This window comes from Deltaproteobacteria bacterium, assembly GCA_022340465.1.
Taxonomy (GTDB): domain Bacteria; phylum Desulfobacterota; class Desulfobacteria; order Desulfobacterales; family B30-G6; genus JAJDNW01.
Genome location: JAJDNW010000037.1, coordinates 48,582 through 54,607 on the forward strand (window position 1 = coordinate 48,582; position 6,026 = coordinate 54,607).

Here is a 6,026-nt window from a genome sequence, read left to right on the forward strand (position 1 = left end):
TTCAGTCTTTATAAGTCTTATAGGTCCTATAGGTAGTTTGCCTGCAGCGTTTCCACCAGGGCGGTCAACGTCCGGTTCACCGGTGCCGGCAGCCCCAGCCTTTCCGCTTCCTCCACCACCACGCCGTTGATGGCCCCGATTTCCGTCATGCGCCGGTTGTCCACATCCTGTCCCATGGAGGAACGGTTGGCGCCGGTCGCCCGCGCCACCTCCAGGACATGTTCCACCGCGTCCGGGCGGACGGCTATCTGTTGCGCCTCCGCCACGGCAATGGCCTCCTCCACGGCGGCCCTCGACAGCGCCACGGTGGCCGGCAAGTCCAGCAACTGGCCGTTCTTGATGCCGGTCAGGGCGGTAATGGCGTTGATCCCCACGTTGATCAGGAGTTTCCCCCACACGATGCTGCGCACATCTGCGGACACGTCCGTTTCGATACCGGCCCCGGAAAAAAAAGCCGCCACCTGCTCGGCCTTGTGGGTGTTTTGCCGATGCCACATGCCGATGGTGGTCAAACCGCTGCCGGCATGGCGGATGCTTCCGGGCCCCAGCATGGTGGCGCCATGGGAGGTGGTGCCGGCGATGACATGGCCGGGCTCGACCTCCCGGGCGATCCGGTCGGCGTTGCCCATGCCGTTCTGCAGCGTCAGAACGAGACCGTCGCGTCCGGCAAGCGCTTTGGCGGTCCTGGCCGCGGCCTCCGTCTGAGTCGACTTGACGAACACGATCGTAAGATCGCTCTCCCCGACGGTTTCGGGATCCATGGTCGCCTGCAGTCGAACGGTCCGCACCCGCCCGTCCCTTTCGATGGTAAGCCCCCGGTCATTGACGGCATCCACGTGTTCGCTCCAGATATCGACCAGCCACACCTCGGCCCCTGCCTCCGCCAACAGTCCTCCGAAAAGGCTTCCCATGGCGCCTGCACCGACGACGGCTATTTTCATCTTTCCTCCTTTGTTTTTGGCTTGAACCCCCGGATCCTGCCCCTGGTTCTTTAAACCGTATACCGTAACGGAAAAGCACGAAAATGTTCATGGTCTTTTTCGTGTTTTTGGACGTTCGTGTTTTCGTACTAAATGATCTTTATCTTTTCCGGTTTATCCGGATTGGGATTTCGGATTTTATTCCACGCAGTCCATGACGCCTGTAGCGGTGCCATCGGGTTCAATTAGTCGCCAACCCCGGTTCCATCGTTCAGCCAGCAGGCCACCCGGTGGCGGTCAGCGGCCTCGATCAGGACCGGCCGCTCCATCCTGCAGCGGTCGTGCACGTGCGGACAGCGGGTGTGAAACCTGCACCCGGGCGGCGGATCGATGGGACTGGGCACGTCTCCCTCCAGCGGGGCGGGCGGCACCTGCCCCTGGGGGTTCGGCAGGGGAACCGCCTCCAGCAGTGCCCGCGTGTAGGGGTGCCGGGGCGTCACGCTGAAAACCTCCGCCGGCGCCGTTTCGACGATGCCGCCCAGGTACATCACCGCAATGCGGTCGCAGATGTGTTCCACCACGCTGAGATCGTGGGAGATGAACACGTAGGAAAGGCCGAATTCCTCCCTCAGGTCTTCGAGAAGGTTGATCACCTGGGCCTGAATGGAAACGTCCAAGGCGCTGACCGGTTCGTCGGCGACGATCAATTTGGGTCTGACGCACAGTGACCTGGCAATGCCGATGCGCTGACGCTGGCCGCCTGAAAACTCATGGGGATACTTGTCCAGGTCGCCGGCGCGCAACCCCACCTTTTCCAGCAGGTCCACGGCCTGCTCCTTTCTTTGCCGGCGGGTCAGATGGTCGTGGGCCCGCATGGGCTCGGTGACGATGGCTTCGACCTTCATCCGCGGGTCCAGGCTCGAAAAGGGGTCCTGGAAAATGATCTGCATTTTCCGCCTCAAGGGGCGCAGATCCGTCCGGGAAAGGCACGTAATGTCCTCGCCCTCGAGAAAAATGGTTCCCGCCGTGGGATCCAGCAGCCTCAGAATCAACCGGCCCAGCGTGGTCTTCCCGCAGCCCGATTCGCCCACCAGGCCGAAACTCTCCCCCCCGGCCACCCGGAAGGACACGCCGTCCACCGCCTTGACCCAGGCGTGCGGCTTCGACATCAAACCGCCCCCCAGCGGAAAGTGTTTGACGAGGTTCTCGATTTTCAGAAGGTCCGTGTCAGGCATGCCCGGTCCCTCCTCCGGACGGCTGCACCAGCCAGCAGCGGGCCGACCGTCCCCCGCCTAAAGCCTGCAGCGCGGGCTGCTGTTCCCGGCACCTGTCGAACACCTCGGGGCACCGGTCGGCGAACTTGCAGCCCGAAACGGGCTCCATCAGCGAAGGCACCGTTCCCTTGATCTCGTTCAGGCGCTGCTTGCGGCCGGCGGCCCGGCTGCCCAGCCGCGGAATCGATTTGAGCAGCCCCCGGGTGTATGGGTGCAGCGGGCTCCCGAAAATATCATCCACACCGGCCGTCTCCACCACCTGCCCGGCATACATCACCACCACGCGACGGGCCATTTGAGCCACCACGCCCAGATCGTGGGTGATCAGCAGCATGGACGTGCCCGTTTCCTTTTTGAGGCCCTCCATCAGGGAAAGAATCTGCGACTGGATGGAAACATCCAGGGCGGTTGTCGGCTCGTCGGCGATCAGCAGCCTCGGCCGGCACACCATGGCCATGGCGATCATCACGCGCTGCCGCATGCCGCCCGACAACTGATGCGGATATTCGTCAATCCGCTTTTCCGGCGCGGGAATTTTCACCTGCCCGAGCCAGTGCACGGCCTGCTCGAGCGCTTCCTGCCGGTCCATGTTGCGGTGAACCATCAAAGGCTCGGCCACCTGGCGGCCGATGGTGAGCACGGGGTTCAAAGAGGTCATGGGCTCCTGAAAAATCATGGAGATGTCGCGCCCGCGAATGCTGCGGAGCTTGTCCGGGGCCATGGCCAAAAGGTCCTTTCCGTCGAAAAGGATGCGGCCCGAGTGAATCCGGCCCGGCGGGGACGCCACCAGCCCGAGGATACTGAGCGAAGTGACGCTCTTGCCGCACCCGGATTCACCCACCAGCCCGACCGTTTCCCCCTCGGCAACGGACAGGCTGACATGGTCCACGGCCCTGCCGACACCCTCGGGGGTGTGAAAGTCGACCGCCAGGTCCTCTATTTCAAGCAGATTTTTGCCCAAGACTAACGCCTTTCACTGGTTTACGGTTCCTCCATACCTCTGAGCCATATCAACAAATTTTGCCGATCGTGTGCATAGATAGCGTTTGTCGTGTTATTCGGCATCCTGAGGGCTTCGAAAAAAATGTTTCTCATGTTGGACCTAGGTTGTATCGGAACACATATATGACAACCGCTGTAACCGACGCTGAACCTCTCCAACACCGTTAATCGTTGGACGGCGTTAGATAGTGCAGCGCCGCCAGCGCATAGGTGTCCGCCGTCTCCTTCAGCTGGTTGATATCCACCCACTCGTCTTTCTGGTGCGGCACCTGGCGGTCGCCGGCGCCCATGGTGACGATGGGGATGCCTTTCATGGCCCACAGAAAGGTGCCGTCGGTGGCGCCGGGGACGCCCGCGTATTCCGGTTCCGCGTTCAGCACCCGGCGTGTGGCCCACGCCGCCGCCGCGACCACCGGATCGTTCGCGTCGGTTTTGGTGCAGGGACGGTCGGTGAGAAATTCCACTTGCACGTCCATGCGGTGGTCGCGTTCGAGCCGCAGCTGCCGGTCATAGGCCGCGTAGTCGTCGGCCACTTTCTTTGCCGTCGCCTCTGCCAGGGCGGTCAGGTCGTTGCGGATGCTCGCGTGATCCTGGCCCGGGATGGTGCGCACGTCGACCAGGAGTCGCGCTTCACCCGGCATGACGTTCAACTGGGCCGCCCCCCCGGAAGGCGCCTGAATGACGGTGGGGGTAAAGCTGGCCCACCCCAGGTGCCGGTCCCTCCCAAGCTTTTCGACTGCGGCCCGCTCGAGCCGGTGCAGGCCGTTTATCAGTTCGGCCAGGGCCGGGGCCGTGTTGAGGCCCGACAGGGGCATGGCCCCGTGGCTCATCCGCCCGCCGATCGTGTAGCTGGCCCGGATCGCCCCCTTCTGTGACGTACAGACGAGGCCGTCCTGGGGCTCGCAGATGATGGCCCCCGTCACGTCGTCCGCATGGCCTTTTTCGATGAAATCGAGCACCCCCAGCATCAGGTCCTCTTCATCACAGAGCACGCCGCCCACGATGCCGCCGGAGAGGGGAACGCCCGCCCGTTTCAAGGCATCCATGGCGATCAGCATGGCGCAGAGGTTCCCCTTGGTGTCGTTGGTTCCCCGCCCGTACATGCGGCCGCCCTCGATCTGGGCGCCGAAGGGGTCGTAATGCCACGTTTCCACGTCACCGGGCGTCACGACGTCGGTGTGGCCCTCGAACATCAGCTTCCGCTCCCCCGGACCCGCGTCCCAGGAGACGATGACGTTGGGCCTTCCGGGCGCCACCTGGTCCACCTGCACCTGAAAGCCCTTCTGCTTCGCCCAGCGGGCCACATGTTCGGCCGCCTCCTGCTCGCCGGTCCCGGCAATGGGGTCCCAGACCGAGTTGATCTTGACCATTTCCGCCGTCAGATTGAGCAGTTCCTCGTGATCGACACTCTCGAGTACCTTTTTTACAACGTCATTGGGAATCATGTCACACCTTTGTCATTCGATATTTTCTATCTCACCCGAACCATCTTCGGATCCAGCGTGTCCCGCAGCCCGTCTCCCAGGAGGTTGAAACCCAGCACGGCCCAGGCAATGGCCACGCCGGGAAAAATGGCCATCCAGGGAGAGAGGTCCATGAACGTCTGCGCCTCGTACAGCATCCGCCCCCACGAAGCGTCCGGCGGCTGGGTGCCCAGGCCGAGATAGCTCAGCCCCGCCTCGGCGAGGATGGCCACGGCGAACTGGATCGTCCCCTGGATGATGAGCGGGGAGAGAATGTTGGGCATGATGTGCCGCAGGATGATGCCCCCCTCGCTCACGCCGCTGGCCCGGGCCGCCGCGACGAACTCCCTCTCCCAGAGGGTCATGGAGACCGCCCGGGTGAGGCGGGCAAAGACCGGGATGTAAAAGATGCCGATGGCCAGCATGGCGTTGATCACCGACGGCCCCAGGATCGACGTGATCAGAATCGCCGTCAGCACCGCCGGGAACCCGAAGAGAAGGTCGGAAAAGCGCATGATGGACTCATCCGCCCACCGCCCGTAGTAGGCCGACACGAGCCCCAGCATAATCCCCAGGCTGAGGCCGATGGTCACGGTGACCAGCCCCACGATAATCGAATTGACCGCCCCCACCATCACCCGCGACAGAATGTCCCGGCCGTACTGATCGGTCCCCAGAGGATGCGATATGCTGGGGGCCTCCAAGCGGTGGCGGGCGTTCATGGCATTGGGTTTGTAGGGCGTCCAGACGAAGCTGATCACGGCCATGGCGATCACCACGAAGGAAAGGACGAACCCCAGCGAAAAATTCAGATTGGAAAAATAGCGTTTCATCAAATCAGCCTAACACTCATCGACCCCCGGCAGAACGGGGGCATTGCGTATCACTTGGTAGCTTTTGGGCGCTGGGTAACGGAAAACCGGGTTGAAACTTCGCGAAACGGCCGTTACCCCCTTGTTGCGCGGGGGGTTGACGACGGCTTCCTGAAAAAATATACGCGTTTTGCTGTCATTTGAACTCGTAAGGAACTAGGCGGCCGCATTTTCCTTCGCCGCCGATTTTACTCCAGCCGGATGCGCGGATCGATGGACGCATAGGTCATGTCCACCAGAAAGTTGACGATAATCACCGCCGCCGCCATGAACAGGACGATCTCCCGCACCACGGGCAAGTCCCGCTGCCCGATGGCCTGAAACACCAGCCGGCCCAGGCCGGGCAGGTAGTAAACGTTCTCGATGATGATGGCCCCGGCCAAAAGCTGCCCCAGCTGCAGCCCCAATATGGTCAGCACGGGGACCAGCGCATTCTTCAGGGCATGCACATACACCACGGATCTTTCCCGCAGCCCTTTCGCCCGTGCCGTGCGC

6 protein-coding genes are annotated in these 6,026 nt (G+C 62.5%); all 6 read right to left on the reverse strand.

Annotated elements, in window-relative coordinates; translation table 11 throughout:
- Positions 1–26 precede the first annotated feature (26 nt).
- Positions 27–941: a 2-dehydropantoate 2-reductase gene (locus tag LJE94_07055; protein ID MCG6909868.1), complete on the reverse strand. Its 915-nt coding sequence runs from the start codon at positions 939–941 to the stop codon at positions 27–29.
- A 224-nt stretch (positions 942–1,165) separates the two neighbouring features.
- Positions 1,166–2,155: an ATP-binding cassette domain-containing protein gene (locus LJE94_07060; GenBank protein ID MCG6909869.1), complete on the reverse strand. Its 990-nt coding sequence runs from the start codon at positions 2,153–2,155 to the stop codon at positions 1,166–1,168.
- Positions 2,148–3,155, reverse strand: coding sequence for an ABC transporter ATP-binding protein (locus LJE94_07065; GenBank protein MCG6909870.1), 1,008 nt, complete (start codon positions 3,153–3,155; stop codon positions 2,148–2,150). The genes LJE94_07060 and LJE94_07065 overlap by 8 nt, the downstream gene beginning before the upstream one ends.
- Positions 3,156–3,360: 205 nt before the next feature.
- Complete coding sequence (locus tag LJE94_07070; GenBank protein MCG6909871.1) at positions 3,361–4,641, reverse strand: M20 family metallopeptidase; 1,281 nt, start codon at positions 4,639–4,641, stop codon at positions 3,361–3,363.
- A 26-nt stretch (positions 4,642–4,667) separates the two neighbouring features.
- Positions 4,668–5,492: an ABC transporter permease gene (locus LJE94_07075; protein MCG6909872.1), complete on the reverse strand. Its 825-nt coding sequence runs from the start codon at positions 5,490–5,492 to the stop codon at positions 4,668–4,670.
- 227 nt (positions 5,493–5,719) lie between these two features.
- On the reverse strand, positions 5,720–6,026 hold a 307-nt coding region (locus LJE94_07080), incomplete at its 5' end, for an ABC transporter permease (GenBank protein ID MCG6909873.1).